The organism is uncultured Clostridium sp., from assembly GCF_947072515.1.
Taxonomy (GTDB): Bacteria; Bacillota; Clostridia; order Clostridiales; family Clostridiaceae; genus Clostridium.
Genome location: NZ_CAMTIG010000008.1, coordinates 57914 through 78877, shown reverse-complemented (window position 1 = coordinate 78877; position 20964 = coordinate 57914). Strand labels below are relative to the sequence as shown.

Annotated in this window: 23 protein-coding genes; 4 read left to right on the top strand and 19 right to left on the bottom strand. The window is 27.2% G+C overall.

The window, feature by feature from the left end:
• Positions 1 to 49: 49 nt before the first annotated feature.
• Positions 50 to 1546: an amino acid permease gene (locus tag Q0W06_RS04950; RefSeq protein WP_297632187.1), complete on the bottom strand. Its 1497-nt coding sequence runs from the start codon at positions 1544 to 1546 to the stop codon at positions 50 to 52.
• Positions 1547 to 1767: 221 nt separating this feature from the next.
• Here Q0W06_RS04950 and Q0W06_RS04945 point away from each other — a divergent pair, with 221 nt between their 5' ends.
• The 3 genes from Q0W06_RS04945 to Q0W06_RS04935 all read left to right on the top strand — a co-directional run bounded on the left by Q0W06_RS04945 (position 1768) and on the right by Q0W06_RS04935 (position 3422).
• Positions 1768 to 2589 carry an AraC family transcriptional regulator gene (locus tag Q0W06_RS04945; RefSeq protein WP_297632184.1) on the top strand — a complete coding sequence of 274 codons (822 nt, stop codon included), beginning with the start codon at positions 1768 to 1770 and terminating at the stop codon, positions 2587 to 2589.
• A gap of 222 nt (positions 2590 to 2811) precedes the next feature.
• Positions 2812 to 3297: a hypothetical protein gene (locus Q0W06_RS04940; protein WP_297632181.1), complete on the top strand. Its 486-nt coding sequence runs from the start codon at positions 2812 to 2814 to the stop codon at positions 3295 to 3297.
• A 2-nt stretch (positions 3298 to 3299) separates the two neighbouring features.
• A complete protein-coding gene (locus Q0W06_RS04935) occupies positions 3300 to 3422 on the top strand; it encodes a hypothetical protein (protein ID WP_297632178.1) in 123 nt (40 codons plus the stop codon).
• Between the two features lie 2 nt (positions 3423 to 3424).
• On the opposite strand, the gene Q0W06_RS04930 is transcribed toward Q0W06_RS04935, so the two are convergent.
• The 6 genes from Q0W06_RS04930 to Q0W06_RS04905 all read right to left on the bottom strand — a co-directional run bounded on the left by Q0W06_RS04930 (position 3425) and on the right by Q0W06_RS04905 (position 8496).
• A complete protein-coding gene (locus Q0W06_RS04930) occupies positions 3425 to 4570 on the bottom strand; it encodes a hypothetical protein (RefSeq protein WP_297632176.1) in 1146 nt (381 codons plus the stop codon).
• On the bottom strand, positions 4571 to 5821 hold the full coding sequence (locus tag Q0W06_RS04925) for a hypothetical protein (protein WP_297632173.1): 1251 nt from the start codon (positions 5819 to 5821) through the stop codon (positions 4571 to 4573). It lies immediately after the preceding gene.
• Between the two features lie 3 nt (positions 5822 to 5824).
• Entirely contained in the window at positions 5825 to 6694 is an 870-nt protein-coding gene (locus tag Q0W06_RS04920) for an ATP-binding cassette domain-containing protein (protein ID WP_297632169.1), read from the bottom strand.
• The gene (locus tag Q0W06_RS04915) at positions 6695 to 7432 is read right to left on the bottom strand and encodes a hypothetical protein (RefSeq protein ID WP_297632166.1); all 738 of its coding nucleotides are present in this window, start codon (positions 7430 to 7432) and stop codon (positions 6695 to 6697) included. It abuts the gene before it with no gap.
• Positions 7425 to 7976, bottom strand: coding sequence for a sigma-70 family RNA polymerase sigma factor (locus Q0W06_RS04910; RefSeq protein WP_297632163.1), 552 nt, complete (start codon positions 7974 to 7976; stop codon positions 7425 to 7427). The genes Q0W06_RS04915 and Q0W06_RS04910 overlap by 8 nt, the downstream gene beginning before the upstream one ends.
• A 139-nt stretch (positions 7977 to 8115) precedes the next feature.
• Positions 8116 to 8496 carry a hypothetical protein gene (locus Q0W06_RS04905; RefSeq protein ID WP_297632159.1) on the bottom strand — a complete coding sequence of 127 codons (381 nt, stop codon included), beginning with the start codon at positions 8494 to 8496 and terminating at the stop codon, positions 8116 to 8118.
• Positions 8497 to 8757: 261 nt separating this feature from the next.
• Between Q0W06_RS04905 and Q0W06_RS04900 the strand changes: the two genes are divergently transcribed.
• Positions 8758 to 9081, top strand: a complete 324-nt coding sequence (locus tag Q0W06_RS04900) for a thioredoxin family protein (protein WP_297632156.1) — start codon at positions 8758 to 8760, stop codon at positions 9079 to 9081.
• A 347-nt stretch (positions 9082 to 9428) separates the two neighbouring features.
• On the opposite strand, the gene Q0W06_RS04895 is transcribed toward Q0W06_RS04900, so the two are convergent.
• The 12 genes from Q0W06_RS04895 to Q0W06_RS04840 all read right to left on the bottom strand — a co-directional run bounded on the left by Q0W06_RS04895 (position 9429) and on the right by Q0W06_RS04840 (position 20853).
• Complete coding sequence (locus Q0W06_RS04895) at positions 9429 to 10673, bottom strand: DUF1015 family protein (RefSeq protein WP_297632153.1); 1245 nt, start codon at positions 10671 to 10673, stop codon at positions 9429 to 9431.
• 90 nt (positions 10674 to 10763) lie between these two features.
• Entirely contained in the window at positions 10764 to 11672 is a 909-nt protein-coding gene (locus Q0W06_RS04890; protein WP_297632150.1) for a D-2-hydroxyacid dehydrogenase, read from the bottom strand.
• A gap of 35 nt (positions 11673 to 11707) precedes the next feature.
• Positions 11708 to 12787: an alanine--glyoxylate aminotransferase family protein gene (locus Q0W06_RS04885; protein ID WP_297632147.1), complete on the bottom strand. Its 1080-nt coding sequence runs from the start codon at positions 12785 to 12787 to the stop codon at positions 11708 to 11710.
• 252 nt (positions 12788 to 13039) lie between these two features.
• Positions 13040 to 14014: a GH25 family lysozyme gene (locus tag Q0W06_RS04880; protein ID WP_297632144.1), complete on the bottom strand. Its 975-nt coding sequence runs from the start codon at positions 14012 to 14014 to the stop codon at positions 13040 to 13042.
• A gap of 15 nt (positions 14015 to 14029) precedes the next feature.
• Positions 14030 to 14419 carry a hypothetical protein gene (locus tag Q0W06_RS04875; protein WP_297632141.1) on the bottom strand — a complete coding sequence of 130 codons (390 nt, stop codon included), beginning with the start codon at positions 14417 to 14419 and terminating at the stop codon, positions 14030 to 14032.
• 12 nt (positions 14420 to 14431) lie between these two features.
• Positions 14432 to 14662, bottom strand: a complete 231-nt coding sequence (locus Q0W06_RS04870; RefSeq protein ID WP_297632138.1) for a hemolysin XhlA family protein — start codon at positions 14660 to 14662, stop codon at positions 14432 to 14434.
• Positions 14663 to 14671: 9 nt separating this feature from the next.
• The gene (locus tag Q0W06_RS04865; protein WP_297632135.1) at positions 14672 to 16495 is read right to left on the bottom strand and encodes a phage tail protein; all 1824 of its coding nucleotides are present in this window, start codon (positions 16493 to 16495) and stop codon (positions 14672 to 14674) included.
• On the bottom strand, positions 16495 to 16674 hold the full coding sequence (locus Q0W06_RS04860; RefSeq protein WP_297632132.1) for an XkdX family protein: 180 nt from the start codon (positions 16672 to 16674) through the stop codon (positions 16495 to 16497). The genes Q0W06_RS04865 and Q0W06_RS04860 overlap by 1 nt, the downstream gene beginning before the upstream one ends.
• Before the next feature lie 2 nt (positions 16675 to 16676).
• Positions 16677 to 17141, bottom strand: coding sequence for a hypothetical protein (locus tag Q0W06_RS04855; RefSeq protein ID WP_297632129.1), 465 nt, complete (start codon positions 17139 to 17141; stop codon positions 16677 to 16679).
• 13 nt (positions 17142 to 17154) lie between these two features.
• On the bottom strand, positions 17155 to 18357 hold the full coding sequence (locus Q0W06_RS04850; protein ID WP_297632126.1) for a hypothetical protein: 1203 nt from the start codon (positions 18355 to 18357) through the stop codon (positions 17155 to 17157).
• Positions 18357 to 19040, bottom strand: coding sequence for a hypothetical protein (locus tag Q0W06_RS04845; protein ID WP_297632124.1), 684 nt, complete (start codon positions 19038 to 19040; stop codon positions 18357 to 18359). Before Q0W06_RS04845 ends, Q0W06_RS04850 begins: the two co-directional genes overlap by 1 nt.
• The gene (locus tag Q0W06_RS04840; RefSeq protein WP_297632121.1) at positions 19033 to 20853 is read right to left on the bottom strand and encodes a hypothetical protein; all 1821 of its coding nucleotides are present in this window, start codon (positions 20851 to 20853) and stop codon (positions 19033 to 19035) included. The genes Q0W06_RS04845 and Q0W06_RS04840 overlap by 8 nt, the downstream gene beginning before the upstream one ends.
• Between the last annotated feature and the right edge of the window lie 111 nt (positions 20854 to 20964).

The following is a 20964-nucleotide window of genomic DNA, read 5'->3' as shown; positions in this document are numbered from 1 at the left end:
CTTTTAAAAGATGCTTTAATTTACTTTATTCTTATTTTAATTTTACCTATTAATGTACTGATGACTCTTTAACCTTATTAACTTTACCTTCTCCATTTGCAACGGCTTTTCCAACCTTCTTTTCATATCTCATCCAACAAATCATTGCAAATCCTAAGAAGAATACTAATCCAAGAACATTATATAAAAGTACAAATACTGGATTTGTTGCTCCTTCTGCAAGTGTTCCATTGAAATACGCTATTAAATCTGCTGGTGCTGGTACTGATGATATTATGAATACAAAAACAAATAATGAAAGTAACATATATCCAATAGTTATACCAAATTTTCTTGATCCAACTTTAAAGCTTCTTTGGATATTATCCTTATTTTTTCTTAATACAATATATCCAACTAAGAAGAATAATACTGGTATTAATGAAGTTGAAGCTGTCATATTTATAAGCATTTCAAGTAAGCTATCTACTGAACCTATTCCAAGTGCAGGTATTATTAATAATACTGTTACGATAACCGCTTGAAGATATAAAGCATTTACAGGATTTCCTGTCTTATCAGTTTTAGCTACCCATTTACCAAAGATTCCATCTGGAATTTCTGAAAATAAAACTTTTGCTGGTGCAGCTGTCCATAAAACTAATGAACCTAAACTTGCAAGCATCATGATAAATCCAACTATATTTGTAATTATGTTTCCTATTCCATAATATCCACCTAAAATTATAAATGAATCAAATAAACCATTTGAGAAATTACCTTGTAATGTTTCTGCTGGAACGATTAATCCAACTGCAACTGCTCCTAATGCATACATACCACCAACTACAGCTGTTGCTATAAGCATTGTCCTAACAAAAGTTTTGTTGCCTCCCTTAACATCCTTTATATAAACACCAATACTTTCTGCTCCTCCAACAGCTTGAAGAACCCATGCAAGTACCATAAAGTATGTCCAGTTAAACTTTGGCATTACTGTTTGTGCAGTAAACTCTTGTGCTGGAGATTTTCCTAGAACAAATATTACTCCAAAAGATAAAACTATAAATCCAATTCCAAGAACCATTCTTGCAGCTCCTGAAAGACTTGTTATTTTAGAAACCCAACTAACTCCCTTTGTTGAAAGGAATGTTACTAGCCAGAATAAAATAATTGATATTATTGATATTATTACTGTTTTTCCTTCAAATACATTTCTTCCTGTAAAAGTGAAAGATGCATAAATTAAAGTTTTTGGTAATAATGACGTAAAGAAAAATAAATTAACGAAAAAATATGACCATGATCCTAGGAATGCCCATTTAGCTCCTAAGGATGTCTTTATCCAACTATTAATTCCTGATTCTGAATTCTCATTTGCTGATGCAAATTCTCCAATCATCAATGCAAATGGAAAGAAATAAAAAATTGTTCCGAAAATATATGATGGTATAGTAGCTAGTCCAATATTTACACTACTATCGATTATATTTCCGAATGAAAAAACTGCTGTAAATGTCATTAACATAAGTGCACTTGAACTTAACGTTCTTCTATTATCACTCATTAAAAAATCCCCCTTTAAACCTCTCTTATACTTTTAGATTTACATTCAAATCTGATAACGTTTTCCCTGAATATATAGTAACATTTTTCCATTTATATCAGCAATATACTTTTGTTTTCACTTTTTGTATTATTGTTGCTTTTTTATATTGACATTTTTTACGAAAAAAGTTACTTTTTAAATGTAGACGATTACTCATGTAAGTTTTAAAAGGAGATTAAATGATTAATAGAGTTGGTATTTTTTCTACGGAAGAAAAAATTAGTGAAGAATTATATATTTATGAATGTGGCTTTGAACATTGTAAACCACGTGACCCATATCAGTATGATCAAATTGATTATTACCTTATCCATTATATTTTAGATGGCGAAGGATTATTTTTTATGAATGGTAAAGTTTATCACCTAAAGAAAGGTGATGGGTTCTTTATTCCGCCTCATACAGATAACAATTACTATCCTATAGTCAATAATCCTTGGACTTATCGTTGGATTGGTATTAATGGTTCTAAAGCTAAAGAGATTTTAGATCAATGTGGTTTTAAAGACAATTATGTTTTCAATTATACAAAGGATAATAAAGTTGATAATTATTTTAGGAGTGTTTTTGAAAACTGTACATCTAATAAAATGTTTAATGCTTTAGGAAACTTCTATCAATTAGCTTCTCTTCTTATAGAAGAAGAATCTAGTTTAAACAATAGTCACAGAAACAAAAATCAATCTTATATAGATACGGCTCTTACATTTATTGATGAAAATTATGATGAAAATATAACTGTTTCAGATATTGCTACTCATTTAAATATTGATAGAACTTATTTCTATAAGATTTTTAAATCAGTAATGCTTACTTCTCCACAGCAGTATTTAATAGACTTTAAGCTTAAAAAATCATGTGATTTACTTAGAAAAAGTAGTTATTCTATAAATGAGATAAGTGAAATATTAAGCTTTTCTTCTCAATCGTATTTTTCAAAAATATTTAAAAAGAACCTTAATCTAGCTCCAATTGAATATAGAAATAAATTTATTAAATAAAATAAAATGCCATCCGTTCATCTGATGGCATTTTCCTTTTATTTTAATATAAATTATCTCTTTTCTACTAAAAACACTATTTTAACTAATCACTCTAACGCTTATTTAAATAAATATTACTATTAAATATATTGAACTGCTAATTTAATAAAAGCTCTAATTTTCTATTCTCCTTAAAGTGAATTATAATTTATTAAAATTCACTTTAAGGAGGAAACCACAATGAAATTTATAGTAATTTTTAATATTATTATTGATATATTTATAGCTATATTATTAGTTTATTCTTGTGTGAAATTTAAAATTGAATCAAACAAAAACCTTTTTTTCATAAGTCCTCACTTTGGTTTTTTTATAATAATTTTAATTACAACTTTATTCTTTAATATTATCTTTCCCGACTCATTCTTCATTTTTGGTGATATCATAGCTCTTTCATGTGTTATACGTGCCATCAAAAGTATGAGTTTCCTTTCATTTGGACAAACCCACTTAAAAGGACTATTTTATAAATATAAATATGAAGACATAGATAATATAACTATTCAAAACTATCCTGATTACACAAACAATATTCTAGTTTCTATTAACTTAAAAAATACAAAACATAAAACTTTTAAAATCAAATATACAGAGAACTTAATCTTAGCTTTAAATAACACAAACATTCCTATACTAAATAAATTTAAAGCAATTAAGGAGTTTTAAGTATGAAACTTTTTAAAAATTCAACTTTAAAAAAATCTGAAAATCTTTTACAGGTAATTAAAGCTTTATATGCTAATAAAAACTTCTATAACGAAATAGTTATAGAAGTTTTTTACTTATTATAATCTTAATATAATATATCAATTTCTTTTTTCTTTAGCTTTATACAACCTACAATTCCTATTAAAATTAATATTCCAATACTTCCAAATACTATTCCTTGATTTCTAGATAACTCAAGAATATTATTTAAAATAATATCTTTTGTGATAATATTTATAAATGCAAATGACATTATTCCTATAGATAATATAGCTAAATAACTTTTCCCTGTTTTTGAAATAATTAAAGTTACTATTGCTGTAATTATTCCTATAACATATATAATTATAATTTTTAATATTATAAACTGTAAATAGGTTATATCTATGATATATTCCTTATTGAATACGCTATTAATATCTACATTAAAAAATTCTGTAGTTCCACACTTCACAAAATAAACTATCATACTAATAGCTATAGTAGTTGTAGTTATTAGAAGAGCACTTATCATAGCTGCTACTATTTTTTTCTTAGTTATTTCCCTTCCTATTTTACTTGTATATTGAATATAATCTACCTTTTCTTTTCTATCTTTTATAAAAACGGTTCCTAAGAAAAACATAATTAAAAATATTACTATTGCTCCTACTCCTTCAATATATGAATCAAAATTATCTATTACAATTTCTGTTATAAGTGATACTTCTCTGTTTGCAATTTCATTGAACCTATCAATTTTTTTCTTTTCTTTGTAATCTGTATTATATCTTGAATTAAACGTAAGCACTTCATTCACGTAATTTATTCCTTGCATATTCCATAGTTCTTGTGAATCTTCCTCAAAACTCATTTTGAAATATAATTGCTCTATTTCATCATTTTCATTTTTTTCTTTTAATTCTGCTAAATGTTTTCTAATTCCTTTATAGGAAGTTACTCCAAGCCTTTGAGCTTCTTTGTGATTTTGTATATATTGATCTGCTTCATTTTCTTTTTCCTTTAAATAAGTGCTCCCTAATTCCTTCTCCTCTTCCGTATTTAAAGTGGTTCCATATTTCATCCTTAACTCTTTCATCATTTCTAAATCACACCCAGCCGGTTGTCCATCCGGGAAGTTTTTTATAAAATATGCTGAAAACACTCCAAACATAATAATACTAATAATTAATCCTATAATTAAACTTTTCAAGTTAAATATCTTTTTTATCTCATTTAATATAATTCTCATTTATATATCCTCTCTTTTAAATCTTCTATCCGAAATACCATATCCTATATAAATAAAAATACTCCAAGTAATTATTGTTATAACCTCAAAATATTTATTTGGAAAAACAGTGCTAAACATACTAAAAGAAAAACTTATTCCTTCTAATATCATTATTGGATTATAAGTAGAAATTCCCTGTAAAATCAAACTCTTATTTAAAATATCTGGTAATAAATATAATCCTCCATATATAATCACACCTATAAAAAATGTTATATATGTATTTTTAGTAATTTTACTTATATAACTAATTATAAAAATTATCATCGTTCCAATTGCATATATTAATCCTATATTTATCATTAAAAACTCTCTTACAGTTACATTAATCCAACTCAATTGTGGATATATACTCTCCCAATTAAAAACACTATTTATCAGACTATTAAATACCCTTGAATAATCATAAATAATAAAAAATATTCCTAACGTTACTACTAGAATAATAGTTAAAAATACACCGCCTCCAATTAAAGAAGCCTTTAACTTATTTTTATCTCTTCGTCCCTCTTTGGTCGAGTACACTAAATAGCTTGTTTTATTTTCAAATTCATAATTATATATAAATGCCGTTAACATTAGAATTATTATTACACCTTGAACTCCAATCTTCTTTAAAGTATCATTAAATAACATTTTATGCATGAAATAACCACCATTTATATGAAACCCTCTATTTTCATCCGTTGCTCTTATCTCATTTAATCTTTCATTGAACTTTTCAAAAGCATTTATATATCTTTCTTTACTTTTTTCAGATGCACTACTTAGCCTCTTTAAATTTTCTTTTGCTTTATCTACTACATTAATATTAGAATATCTTTCAATACCATTTTTAAAAGTAACATAATACACTTCTAATACATTTACCTCATATATTTTTTCTAACTCATCATTTGAGAATAAACTGCGATTTACTTTACCTGAATAAAATTCATCTAGTTCTATTTTCTTTTTTCCAGTTTTACTATAAATTAATTCATCTACTTTACTACGTTCCATCTTATAATAATCTTCAAGTCTTTTTTCTCCGTTATTATCTAATTCCATTCCCACCGTATCGATTATATTATTCAATATTTTCAAATCATTTTTATTATAAGAATCTCTTACAATCACTGATATATTTGAAATTACAAATATCCCCACTAGCACCCATAAGATTTTTGATTTAAATATTTTTTCTAACTCATACCTCAATATCCCCATTTTTTATTCTCCTATAAGTTTTTCATTGTATTCATATAGGAAAACATCTTCTAAGTTTGGTTCAACTTCTACCCATTCATCCTTTTTATCTCTTGAAATAAATCTTATTTTCACTCCATCTCCATCTCTTTTTTCTGATAAAGTAATATATTTCTTTTCAAACTCTTTCATCTCTTTAATATTTATTTTAGTTTCAAATATTTTTCCTTTTAATTCATCACATATATTCTCTACACTATCCTTATATCTAATGCCTTTATCTTTTATCATTATTACTTCATCTGCTATAAATTCTATATCCGAAACTATATGAGTTGAAATTATAATTATTTTATCTCTTGAAAGGTTACTTAAAAGATTTCTAAATCTTACTCTTTCTTTTGGATCAAGTCCTGCTGTCGGTTCATCCAAAACTACTATTTTAGGATTATTTAAAAGAGCTTGTGCTATTCCTACCCTTTGCAACATCCCCCCTGAAAACTTCTTTAACTTTTTATCTTTAACTTCTGAAAGAGACACCATTTCTAATAACTCATCTATTCTTTTATTGCACTCATCTTTTTCTAACCCTTTAAGTGCTCCAATATAAGCCAAAAATTTCTTTGCAGTATAATCTTTATAATATCCAAACTGTTGCGGTAAATAGCCTATTATATCTCTATATTTATCATCTAGCTTTACTATATCTTCCCCATCATAAAGAATTTCTCCTTTTGTAGGAAAAATAAGCGTTGTAAGTAATTTAATTAATGTTGTTTTTCCTGCTCCATTTGGTGCTAAAAGACCATAAACACCATTCCCAAATTCTAAGTTTATATCTTTTAATACAGTATAAGTTCCAAAGCTTTTTTCTAAATTATTTATTATTAACATCTATATCTCCCCTCTATCCCTTTTTATATTAGTCAATTTTTCCAATGCATTTATAAATACAACTAAAGCTATAATCCCAATTATTATATGAATTCCTATAGGTAATTTTATAAAAATAAACTCTTTAATCTTTTCATTAAAAATTCCTATCCATAAGTTTAATAAACTCCAAGAAACTATACATCCATATCTTATTATCTTTTTTCTTATCTTCAATAAAATCAAAAGAAGTATACTTGAAAATATAAATATACTTGCAACAGATATTATAGAAAGCCTTATAAATTGAACATCTTTTTCTAAGATACTCATAATTCCAATAACAAAAATATTTATTATTCCTGTTAAAATAGAAAATACAAATATTCTAAAAGTTGCTATCTGATATAGATTGTATTTCAATGTTTTTTCTATTTCTAACATATTATTTTCCTTTGCCTTAATAACTCCATATAACGATATTATTAAATACATAACTGGAGACAATATAAATATAGCTCCATAAAGATTACTTAAATTATTCTCTTTACTTAATGTATAACCTAATAGAAACATTATTACAGTTAGTATTATACTAAGAATTGAAATCTCTTTTCGATCTATAAAAATAACCTTTCCGCCTAGATTCTTATAAAGAATTTTCATATGTTTAAAAAATCCTTGTTTCTCTACTATTCCTTCTTCTATAATTTCATCTATTTCTAAATCTGGAATGTCTATATCTTCAAAATCATACATTTATTTTTTCGCCTACTTCCTTTTTCAATTTCTTTATTGAACTATAATATTTAGTCTTAACAGTAGATTCACTTAAAGAGAGTACATTAGAAATTTCTTTAAATGTCATTTCTCCAAAAACCTTTAATCTGAAAATTTGCTGAATATTACTTTCAAATCTATTTACTACTTCTAAAACTTCTTGTACTCTTTCTTTTTGAATAAGTTCTCTTTCTATATTTATAGAATCCTTAAATTCAAACTCTTCTATATCTGAAACTTTCGTTGTATACTTATATGCTTTTGATCTATAGTAATCTATCACCTTATTACTAGCGATTCTATAAATCCAAGTTTGAAAAGAAGATTTAGAAAAATCAAAATCTTTAATGCTTCTAAGCATACTAATAAAGATATCTTGTGTTAAATCTTTAGATAGTTCTTTGCAAGAAGTCTGTTTATAAACATAAATATATATTTTCTTATAATAAATTTTTATAAGCTTGTTTGCAGATACTTTATCGCCCTTATCTTTAACTAGCTTTATTAGTTTTGCTTCTTCCATCTTCTCCTCCTTTTTTGTAGCTACATATATGTATTCGATATAATCTTCTATATAGTTTTAAATATAAACATATTTTTTATTTTTTTCCATATAAACAAAAAAATAAAGCTATATCGATAACGATATAGCTTTATTTTAACTACATTCTTAAACTATAGTTCAAAAAGATTGATGCTCCTGCAAGTATTATTCCTATTACTAGTATTACGATTGCAACGATCAATATAATTTCTGTAACTGTGTAGGCATCTCCATTTCTCTTCTTATAACTTAATTTCTTAGTTATTGAGTTACGTTTAGCCCCTACAGCTGAATTCTTTCTACTATAAGTAAGCTTATTGCTCATTGTGTTATGTTTTACTGTTCCAGCTTGACCTTTTCTACTATAGTTTATTTTTAACTTATTTTCTTTTCCTATACTTTGAGGTTTTTCGCTTAACTTATAGCTCATTTTAGTTTCTTTGTTTTCATAGATTTTTCCATCATTAAATTTTATATTCTTTAAATCTGTTACTTTCATCTTTACGTACCTTATCCACCCTACATTTAATTTCTATCTTAAATTATAACATTACTTTAAAAGCGTGATAATTAATCTTTTCTTAATTTAAAGTTTATTTTTAATCTATTTATAATATTCAAATTACTTTTTATCCATTTTTTTATATATTTGTAAAAATACATTCTATTTTTTGTAGTTTTTCTATTATCCTTCTTCATTAACTATATTTTTCTTATTTTTTATAAAAAGAGTATATAATATATTTTGAGGTGATATTTTATGATTCAAGTTTCTGATATAAATACAATACAAAACAATATAAAAGAAAATCCTATTACTATTCTATATTTTACCGGATTAGATTGCGGGGCTTGTGAAGCAATAAAATTTAAAGTGGACAATATTGTTAAAGATTATAATAAAATTTTTGCTATGGAATTAAGTGGTGAAAAGCATATAGATATCTCTGCTCATTTTAATGTCTTTTCGCTTCCTTTACTTATTTTATATACTGAAGGGAAAGAAGTTATACGATATAGTAGAAGTATAGATTTATTAGAATTTGAGAAAACTATAGATAGATACTATTCACTTCTTTATTAAATATAAAAAGAGGATTCAAAATTGAATCCTCTTTTTTCATGTTAAAATTTTATAAGTTATTTATCTGCTAATTTTTTCTTTTTTCTTATGTTTACCACTAATCCTACTGCTGCTAATATTAATAACATGTATATTGGTAATTCACTTGCATCACCAGTTTTAGGACTTAAAGGATGCCCTATTGTGTTGTTTTTAGTATTAGCATTTGAATTATTACTATTTGTGTTGCTAGTTGTAGTATACTCCTATATTTACAAGATTATCTACATAAACTGCTATTGCTAGAACCATATCATAAAATATTACCTATATTAAAAAGAAAATTACTCTAATTACTAATTTATTCTCTATTTTAATTTATGAATAAATAATCCACTTCTAAGTTTTGGCTCAAACCATGTTGATTTTGGTGGCATCACTTCCCCTATATCGGAAACAGCCATAATATCACTAATCTCTGTTGGATACATTGAAAATGCTATTTTCATGTCCTTATTTATTCTTCTATTTAATTCTTTTATTCCTCTTATTCCACCTATAAAGTCAATTCTCTTTGATGTTCTAACATCTTCTATTCCTAATATAGGCTTCAGTAAATTCTCTCCAAGTATCGATACATCTAATCTTTCAATTGGATGATTCTTATTAAAGGTACCATCTTTAGCTTTAATCTTATACCAATCACCTTCTATACACATTCCAAATGTATGCTTTTCTGTTGGCTTAAATCCATCATTATTTTCACATTTTTCTACTTTAAATTTTTCTTCTATTTTATTTAAAAGTTCTTCCTTAGAAAGACCATTTAAATCTTTAACTACTCTATTATAATCCATTACCATAAGTTCTTTATCTGGAAATGCTACTGCTAAAAAATAGTTAAACTCTTCTTCTCCTGTAAAGTTTGGATTTTCTTTTCTTCTCATTTCTCCAACTTTAGCTGCCGATGCTGAACGATGATGTCCATCTGCAATATACATATACTTTACGTCTTTAAATAATTCTATTATTTCCTTAACTATTATCTCATTATTTATAGCCCAAACTCTATGCTCTATTCCATCCTCTGCTATAAAATCATATATAGCATCCTTTTTGCTCCAAGCATCTATTACTGCTGAAATTACATCATCATCTCTATAAGTTAAGAATATTGGTCCTGTATTTGCATCACAATAATCTACATGATTTACTCTATCTTGTTCTTTATCAGCTCTTGTAAATTCATGTTTTTTTATCCTATTATTTAAATAATCATCTATAGATGCACAAAATACTAAACCTGTTTGTGCTCTTCCATTCATAACTTGCTGATATACATAAAGACATTCTTCTTTATCTTGAATAAATTGCCCTTTTTCTATCATTAAATTTAAATTATCTCTAGCTTTTTCATAAACTTTTTTATCATGAATATCTATTTTTCTATCTAAATCAACTTCAGCCTTATCTACATGTAAAAAAGAATACTGGTTATTTTTCACCATTTCTCTAGCTTCATCACTATCCATAACATCATATGGAAGTGCTGCTATTTTAGATGCTAAATCTGCTCTTGGTCTTATTCCTTTAAAGCCTTTTATCTTTGCCATTTTATCTTCTCCTTAAAAGTAAAAATTGGGAGCAAAGTATGAATCCTCGAAACTACTCTAAAGATTTATCCCTTACTCCCAAAAAGGATTTTATATCTTAAAGAAACTCTTTAAAGTATCTACAACCTCTTCTCCAATTCTATTTTGTGCTTCTCTTGTTGCAGCTCCAATATGAGGAGTTACACTTACTTTACTATGATTTATAAGTTCTAGATTCATTGTTGGTTCTTGCTCAAAAACATCAATTCCTGCTCCTGCTAGTTTTTCTTCCTCTAATGCTTTTAAAAGAGCCTTTTCATCGACTACTTTTCCTCTAGCACAATTAATTAAATATGCTTCTTTCTTCATTATATCAAACTCTTTATCACTAATTAATGCTCCCTTATCTTTATCATATGGAACATGAAGTGAAATGTAATCTGAATTTTTAAGAACCTCTTCAAAAGTCCTAAAATCATATTTTAAATCTTCATGCTTTCCTTCAATAGTATAGTAAATTACATTCAGTCCTAATCCTTCAGCCTTTTTAGCTAAACTTCTACCAATTCGCCCCATTCCAATTATTCCAAGAGTTTTTCCCGAAATTTCATTTCCTTGATATAGTTTTTTATTCCATTTACCATTTCTCATAGTAACATTAGCATCCCCAATAAATCTTGCTAATGAAAACATATGACCAATAACAAGTTCTGCTACAGAATCTGAACTTGAATTTGGTGTATTTCTAACTTCTATCCCAATACTTTTTGCATAATTTATATCTATATTATCTATTCCAACCCCTGCTCTTATGGCCAGTTTTAAATTTCCACCTTTAGCTTCTTTTAAAACTTCTGCTGTTAACTTTGTGGCTGAACGGATAACTACTGCATCAAACTTTTTAAGTTCTTCACCTAAAATACTTTGATCATAATGATGATTTACTACTTCAAAACCTAAATCTTTTAACTTAGCAATCGCCCCAACTTGTAATCCGTCATTAGTCAGTATTCTATACATTTATTTAGCCCCCTTAAACTAGAAGATATTCATCTTTAATCTTCTAATTTCAATATTTCATTTATATTGCTTAATAAGTCTTTCATATCATCTATAGTACAATCTGCCATATGTCCAATTCTAAAAGTCTTATCTTTTAAACTTCCATATCCATTTGAGATAGCAAATCCTCTAATAGCAAGTTCTTTATTTAACATAGATACTTCTATAGCTCTAGTATTCTTAATAGCAGTTACTGTATTTGATAGATAATTTTCATCTGCAAATAATTCAAAATGCTTTTTAGCCCAACTTCTAACCATCTTTGCAAGTTCTCTATGCCTTCTAAATCTATTATCTAAGCCTTCCTTATTCAAAATATAATCAAGCTGATAATCTAAAGCAAACATATGAGATAATGATGGTGTTGATGGATACTGATAATCCTTCTTTTGAATATATTTATAAAGGGCTAAAAGATCTAAATACAATCCTCTATTTGGAACTTTTTCTGCTCTTTCTTTTGCTTTTTTTGAAAATGTACATATAGACATTCCTGGTGGTAATCCAATAGATTTTTGAGTTGAAGTTATTAAAATATCAATTCCCCACATATCCACTTCAATCCTAGTTCCAACAGCAGAACTTACCCCATCAACTATATACACTACATCATTATATTTTTTTACCACTTTCCCAATCTCTTTAATAGGATTCATAATACCTGTAGATGTCTCATTATGTGTAACTGCAACTAAATCATAATTCCCTGTCGCTAAGGCTTTATCTACCATTTCTGGAGTTATAGCCTCTCCCATAGGAACCTCAAAAAGATCTGCTTCCTTCCCATTTTCTTTTGCCATTTCATACCATCTCTTACCAAAAGCTCCTACTGAAAATACTGCTGCCTTCTTTAAAGTACAACACCTTATAGCTCCTTCCATAAGTCCACTTCCTGAAGTTGTGGATAAAAGTATCTCACTTTTTGTATAAAAAATCTTCCTTAAATTATCACTTATTCTTCTTTGTAAAAATGATGCATCTGCGCTTCTGTGACCTATCATAGGCGTAGCCATTTTCTCTAATACATCAGGTCTCACTTCCACTGGTCCTGGTATAAATAATTTCTTATGCATTTTCTCTCCTCCCACTTATTTTGTATTTATTGTTAATTCTACTACTTTTTGTAAATAAAAACAAACTTAAAAACATTCAAAATCCAAGTGTTCTTTAGAAACAAACAAATAAATTCAAATTTTCTCTTTATTCGTTTAACTACGCATATATTCTGTAGTTTATATATTTAATATTTTGAAAAAATTAAAAAGCCTATAACTAAATTTTTTTTAAATCTAGCTATAGGCTCTCTAACATATTTTATTTTAAAACTAAATAAGCATTAGAACTCTCCAAGTTTCTTTTCCACAAACTCCATCTGCAACTAATCTATTAGTCTTTTGAAAACTCTTTAACGCCCTTTCTGTATCTAATCCATATATACCATCAGCTTCAAAAACTCCACAACTAAAACCTTTCGCTATTAACCTTTCCTGCATAATTTTAGTTATTTCACCTTCTGCTCCAAAATATATATTTACACAAGCATTCAATGTTAATTCTCCAAACCATCCATCTACTACTAAATTATCATCAAATTGAATATCCAACTCATACTGTAAATTTTTCACTATTTGTCCACTAATACATTTTTTCCATAATGGTTCATCAATATTATTTTTAATATCTATTTTTACATTTTTTTCTTTTCTATGCTTATTCTTATCTAAAAATATTTCTGAACTAAATTTATCAAAATCAAACTGGTCTTCTAATCCTTCAATCTCGCCTAAATCTGTATATTGCCATCCCACATATTTATTAAAAATTGTTCTTGGTATATCCTCTACTCCATAATCAGCAATCCAGCAGTTATATTTAGATAATTCTTTGCCTAAATATAATTTTGCAAAATCTACATAGGTATATATAATACATTCATATCCACTAATTTTTTCAAACTCTTCTATAAAATTTAATACTGATTGTGTTACATTTTGTACTCCCATTGTAACTTCTACATCTAATACTGGGCATACTTCAAATTCTTTATCCTTTATTCTATTATAGAAAGCTTGTGCTTGAAGAATACAATCATCTTCCGCTCTAAAAAAATGATAAAATCCTACTTTCAAACCTACATTTTTTGCTCCTTCATACTGATTATCTAAATATAGATTAGTAAAAGTTATTCCATCTCCACTTTCTATAATACATACTTCAAAATCTTGCAATTCAATAGATTTAAAATCAATTTCACCTTGATAGTTACTAATATCTATTCCTTTAATATTTAAATCACTCATTTTAATTTCCTCACATTATTTTTTATTAAAACTATAAGGATTTATCAATACTCTTTTACCTAAATTTATTTCTCCACTAATACCTTGTCTTATAGTTTCAATTTGAGCTTCACTTAGCTCTGGTAATAATTTATGAATTTCCTCACTAAACATATCACTCTTATTTATTTTATTATCTTGTAAGTTAAAAGTTCTAAAATTTTCCTCTACTACATTCCACACCATTTTTCCAATTGATAATTCTTTTTCAAATTTAACTATCCCTATTTGATGTTCTAAAAGCTCTTCTTTTTTATCTAAATATGAAATAATATGAGTTCCTATTATTTTAATAAAACAAGTTAAAATAGCTACTATCCCCGTTATAATTAAAGGTAAAATTTGATTTAAAATATCCTTCTCCATAAATCTCCTCCTTCACTTTACATAATGTTCAACTGCATAAAAAAAGAACCCTATAAGTCCTGTTGATATTATACCTATAAAGATTCTCATTATGCTGTTACTTTCTCTTAATGCCTCACATAAACTTTTTATTTCAACTTTTAATTCAATATTAGATTGTTCTAGTGCTTTTATTCTTTCTGAATGATCATTTAATCTACTCTCTTGAGTTTTTAATTTTTCCTTTATTAACTCATCATTCATTTGCTACTCCTACCCAATAGCTAACCACATAATATCTATACTTCCAGCATTCTTAACTTCTCCTAACTCTGCTGATACAATTTCAGCTTGTACTGTAAAAGTGCCTTTTAGCTTATCTAAACTTTCTTCAATAATATTTGCATTACTAATTCCAGCTCCAGTATCTGCTTTAATACTTGCTATGGAATATACAACTTGATACTGTCCATTTAAACTTTTAAAAATATCAGGTAATGTTATAGTTTCTGTATCTCCACTTTTCAAATTTGTTATAACTCCGCCACAAACTATAGATTTGTTTTTTCCATTACTTAAAGCTTCTTCCCTCACTTCTTCAAGTTCTACAGAAGTTACTCTCTCATTTAACTCTCCTTGAATTTTTTCTTGATATAATCCAAATTCTGAGTTTGATACTTTTCCTTCTATTTGTGATGCTATATTTTCTTTATAGCCTCTAGCATCCGTAATTGAAACTTTAGCATCTAATTCTTTATTTACTTCTTCTTGATATAATCCAAATTTTAAATTTGACGTTTTATTAGATAAATCTGTTGCTATTTCTTCTTTATATTCTATAAACTCAGTATTTGAAACTTTACCATTTAATTCTCTTTGAATAGCCTCTTCAAGCTCTAATATATTTTCGTTAGCCACAGTATTACTAAGTTCTTTTTCTATTTGCTCTTGATAAGCTGTAAATTCTACATTTGATGTTTTTTCTTCCAAAGTCCCATGAATTTCTGTCATCTCACGATTTGTTACATTATTTTGCTGTATTAACTGAGTTATTTGATCTATTTGTGTTACTTTATTTGTGTTTAAACTAAAAGTACTTAAAAAAGGCTGCAATAAATTTAATGTTATAGAAACCACATAATGAAGCTTATTATATCCAAGTTCCTCACAAGTAACCTGAACACTTTTATATAACTCTAAACTATTAAAGTCATTATTTATATAACTTAAATCTAACGCCCCTATATTTGCATTTAATACATAATTATTTATACTTTTTATTTCCAAATCCGCTTTTTCTTGTAGTTCATCTATATTAGTTACATTATCAAATTGTACAACTTTGTCTATAACGCCGTAAATCTTTCTTAAATCCTCATTTATTGCAATTGCTTGCATAGACTGTGTTTTTCCTACGGCTATTAATCTAGTACATAGATTATTTAATTTATCTTGAATTGTGATACTTTGTATATTTACTCCTATATCAAAAGCTATAATTTCTTCTGATATAGGTGGTGCTTCTAAATAATCTAAATAGTACACTCCATTTTCATTCCTAATTTGAACAATCCCACCAAACACTTCAACAAGACTATTCATAATAACTTCTAAACAAGTTTGTCTATTAGTTTTTAAAGTTACATTTCCATCCACAGTTACATTTCCTAACTTTATCGGAAATATAGCTCCTGAATTATATTCATTTAGTACCTTATTTAGTAAATCCTTTACGGTGATATTTCCTTCTGCTCCTACAGGAGCTTTTTTAGGAACTGTACCTCCATATAAATTCCAAACTGGAACTGTTACATCAACTAAATAATTAAGAACTGATTCACAAGTAACTGTATTTATAAACTCTCCTTGCTCATTCATAGATTTTTGAATATCTAATACTCTTCCAGTAAATATTATTTCATTATTAAAATTTATAACTTCTATTTTATCTATATATTTATTTAAATCATTAAAAAAAGAACTATTTTTCAATATTGTAAAAGTTAAAATAGAAGCTGAATTTTCTTTATAATCAATAGTAGCACTATTGTAATTATCAATAGTGCCACGATCCTTTACATTAATTAAAAAAAGCATTAATCTACGAACATGTTATTTACTGGTTGAGTAGATGAATGCATTGGAGTTTTTTCTATATAAGATTGTCCTGTTATTTGTTGAAACTGTGTTGCTGTTATTACTGTTGGAACTAGCTCCCTTACCTGTGCTAAACTCCAATTCCCTGCTTGATACATTTCTAATACTATACTTTCCATAATTATTTTCCTCCTAATTTCATTGTTAACATTAATACTGCACCATTTAGTGCTTCTATTTGTTTCTTTAATTCTGATCTTTCTTCAACTTGATTTAACATACCATCTGAAATAGCATGAATTTTCATATTAAGTTCTCCAACCCCCATAGTTACAGCTAAAAGTCCATTATTCATGGCTTCTTCTGGTGTTGGTGGTTTTGGTGGTAGTGGTGTTTTCTCTATATCCTTTATTGTTATTTTTTCTTTAATAGGATCTTTTGTTAGTCTTAATGTATTAGTTAAAAGTAATTTCTTAATCTCAAAGAACAATGCTTCTTCTAATTCCACATAAAATAAATCTTTATTAAAAATATTATCTTTTAAACATCTATTAGAAAAGTTAACTAACTCTATCACTTCTAATTTTTTATTAAAAATCAATAATAAATTAAAATCTCCATATTCTTCTTTTCTCATATTATCCATTCTTTTCTCCTCTCTATTGCCATAATAACGCTTGATTTGTATATGTTTGTCCATTATTCAATGCTGTTCCAACTCCCGACATATAAAGTTGTCCTCCATCTATACCTATATTAAGATTATTAAATGGACTTATTGTTCTTGCCGTAGCATTCGGAATACCAGTTATATCAACCACTATATTATTATCTTTAGGCCAAGTATACCATTCATCTAAAGTTGTCGTTACTGTTACTATTCCAATACTTCCAGTAATATTCTCTCCACCTAACTGTGGAGCATTAATTAAAAAGAATTCAACTGCTCCAGTAGCTGTTATTCCTGGTGAAATAATTACTGAGTAAGGCAATTTATTATATTGAATAATATTATTACCAAATGCTTCTATAGTAGGATTTGAATATGTTCCCCCATTAAAAGTTCCTTGATTTTCTATACTTGCCCCAATAAATCTTGGATTATCATAAGTTCCACCATTAATTTGAGCAATATTCGTTATAGTTCCAGATAATGTAGTATTCGTAATTGCTCCACCTTGTATTCCTGTTCCTCCAATAAGCGTTACACTTCCATCTAAGCTAGCATTAGATATTGTTGGTGTGTTAAGCGTACAATTTTCAAATGTTTCATTGGAAGTTGTTGCAAGTGTATTCCATTGTTGCCATCCACTTTGATTTTCAGCATTTCTATATGCTATTATTCCTGATGTATCATAAACTATTTGCCAAATCCAATTATTATCATTTGGATTATATTCAGTTTGATCATTAGCTGTTACCCCTAAAATTACTTCTAAAACTCCATATCCACAATTTGGAGGTATATTTTTAGTTCCTTCTGTTGCTGCATATGAGTAATATCCTGGTTCTACTGCTTTATCAAAATCATTTAAAAAACTATTGTTCATTATTGTATGATTTAACATTAAAGCTGTTTTTTCTTTTTCCAACTTTTGAAGTATCACTTCTATTTGATTTTTTAAATTTATATATTCAGCCTGTGCTTGTTGAAATCCCTCACTTGCTTCTCCTACTTCATTTTTTAAATTATTCGCATTAGTTAATGCTGTATTTGCTTTAACCATTAGATCATTTAAGTTTGTATATAATTCATTAACCTCATCATTAATTGATTCAAGTCCTTCTACAATGGCTCCTCTTACTTGACTACCATAAAAGGCAGTTGAAATTTCATCTATTTGATTTTGTATATTAGCCATTAAATCACCTCTTTCTTAAAGTTTATTGTTATAGTTCCCATTCCTGTAACTTCTAAATTTGTTATTCCTGTTTGAATCATAAAATTATTTTGTAAATTTTCTAACTCTACTGTTCCAGTTGTAGTTATTGTACAACTTGCTGGTTGTCCTGGATTATAAATTGGAATTGTCATGCTTCCATTTATATTTAACTCACTAAACTCTGATATTCCATCAACGAAGCTAAATGTATTCCATGGTTGTTCTCCATATTCTCCGATATAAATAAGTGGATCACATGTAAATGTAGCAACAAAGCTACCACCTTCACTTCCTTGTGCTAATCCAGAAACATTAGTACATACAGCCTTTAACTTCCCCTCAAAATTTAATAGACCTGATATATCAAGTTCTCTCTTTCCACTAGATAATAAGAAGTTTTTAAACTCAAAATATTTTTGATAAATACTCTTGATATTCATCTCTCTACTGAACTTAACAAAGCGTCCAAAACTAAATGTAATTTGTATAGTTCTACTATTATAATATTGCTTTCCATTTAGCATGGAAAAATTATACCCACCATTCATATACGGTACATTCTCCACAACAACCTTAGGTGTAGGTGCTCCTAAATTATATGATTCAATTCTAAATCCTTCTGTCATTGAATTTTGATTATTAAAAATTATATAATTATCCAACTAATACACCTCTCATTCTTGCTTCTAATTCTGCTTCTTGTCCATTTAGATTGTTAAATTGTTTATGAGTAGCTTCAACAATAGTCTTATTATTCATTTGAACTTTTGTAACTATAGGTCTTTCAGATACTTTATCTATAGCAGTCATCATTTTTTCAACTAATGCATCAGTAACACCTTCAAAATCAAAGTTATTTAATTCTGGCATATTAAAAGAAAAATCTGACATGAAGCCTTCATTTGCAACTATTGGTACACTTGTAACCTTATGATCTAATGGTGTAACTGCAAATTCTGATACCATCATATGATGTATATTTTTTTCACTAGCTCCATGCTTTTCTGGTAATGCTATAAAGTCATGAAATACATTTTCTATCTCTTTCCCTGCATCTTCTAATGCTCCTTTAGCATCATTGACCAAGTTTTCTAAAGCTGCAAAATGTTCTATCATTTCTTGTATTGCCAAACTTACAAGTCCAAAAGGCCCTTCCATGGCATCTGTTGAAACTTCAACAGCTTCATCTGCTACTTCTATACCTGTTGCACTTGTTTCAGTAACTGTCTCAAGTGTTTCTTCTGATTCCTCACCCTCATTAGCTGCTGTGCTTATGTCTTCTCCTACTGTTTCTGAATCCTGTTCTATATTATTGTCTACAGAATTTATAACTCCACCAGTTGTGCTTTCCTCATTTTGCTCTTCCGCATTATCATTTTCAAATTCATTTTCCAAATTATTTCCTGAATGTTCTTGTTTTTGATTATCTGAATCAACATCTTCAGTTTCTTCATTCTTAGCTTCTTGCGTCTTTTCAATTTCATCTCTTGTTTTCTGATTTGATTCTTGTATAGCTTGTGTTAATTCTTTTATTGAATTTTTAAGTTCAGTATTATCATCTACATCATTCTTAGTGAAAAAGTTCATTACATCTTTAAGTGTTTTAATAATCGTTATAACTCCAGTTATTGCCTTTATTGCTGTTACAATATCATTTATCCATCTTTCAATATTTGCCTTCATAGACTCTGATGTTTTAGATGCATTTTTTTGAATATTTTCAAATAATTCACTTGAATTTTTATTAGCTTTTTTTACTGCCTTTGAATAATCATTTATTTTATTTGAATTTATTTTATCATTCATTTCCGAAAAAGCTTCACCAACAGTTTCTATATTTTTTTGTTGATTTTCTAATAATTTATTTAACTTCTGTATATCAGAACCTAACCCCATTGTTTCTTTACTAAGTATAGGAAATATAGTTGAAATTTTAGCTACACTTTGAGCAACTGCTTTAAAATTATTACTTAAAACTTTTGAAAGTTCATTTAATTTATTTAATATAACTTCACTTTCTTTAAATTCTTTATTTAAATTCATTTCTTCTACATTCATAGTCTTTAAAAGATTATTTAATTCTTTTAATATATTTTCTCTTTTAAGAAGACTTTCATTGTACTTTGTTTCATTTGAATATAAGTTCTTAGTCAATGTATTTAAAACTTTTAATAACTTCTCTCTTTGTATTAATTCTTTATTTAAAGTATTTTCTTCTGTAGTAGTCTTTTTTAAACCTAAATCAAATTTACTATATTCACTAATATTTTCTTGCAATAATGCTATACTCTTCGTAAAAATTGCTTCTATTGTATTAAATTCAGCAATTGTTTGTGTAGCTATTTTATTTATCCTTTGATATTGATTATATAAATTTTGCAATGTATTATCATACGCTGTCATTATAGTTTCTTCTTCATTTAGTTCTTCAGTTTCCTCTGTAAGAATCTCATCTACCTCTTCATTCATATCCATTTAAATTACCTCCTTCCATTTAATTTTCTATAAACTTTTTTCATTGCTATCATCTTTTTCTATCTACAATTTCTTCATATTAATTCCTCCTAAAACTTTCATTATTTCTAT